The organism is Pseudoalteromonas sp. GW168-MNA-CIBAN-0100 (assembly GCF_040309225.1).
In the GTDB taxonomy this organism is placed as follows: domain Bacteria; phylum Pseudomonadota; class Gammaproteobacteria; order Enterobacterales; family Alteromonadaceae; genus Pseudoalteromonas; species Pseudoalteromonas arctica.
On the sequence record NZ_JBEOOL010000671.1, the window covers coordinates 1 to 264 of the forward strand.

A 264-nucleotide genomic window follows, 5' to 3' on the forward strand; every position below is an offset into this window, starting at 1 on the left:
GTTTTTTATTTTAATAGCTTTGGCTATTCGTGTTGTAATTTAAAACCAAGTTACATTATTTAATTTTAGGAGTAGGTATGTCGCTTTATAATTTTTCGTTTGGCTCTAACATGTCGTCTCACCGTTTACTGGCGCGCTTGCCTAATGCTAAGCGCATTGGTACAGCCGTATTACAAGGTTATGAGCTAACCTTTGATATGTATTTTAAAGATGGCTCAGGTAAGTGCAGTATTAGCCCAAGTGATGCAGAGGATGCGTTAGTTT

General features: G+C 37.1%; 1 protein-coding gene. It reads left to right on the forward strand.

Annotated elements, in window-relative coordinates; all coding sequences use genetic code 11:
• Nucleotides 1-77: 77 nt before the first annotated feature.
• On the forward strand, nucleotides 78-264 hold a 187-nt coding region (locus AAEY62_RS22945), incomplete at its 3' end, for a gamma-glutamylcyclotransferase family protein (RefSeq protein WP_350636738.1).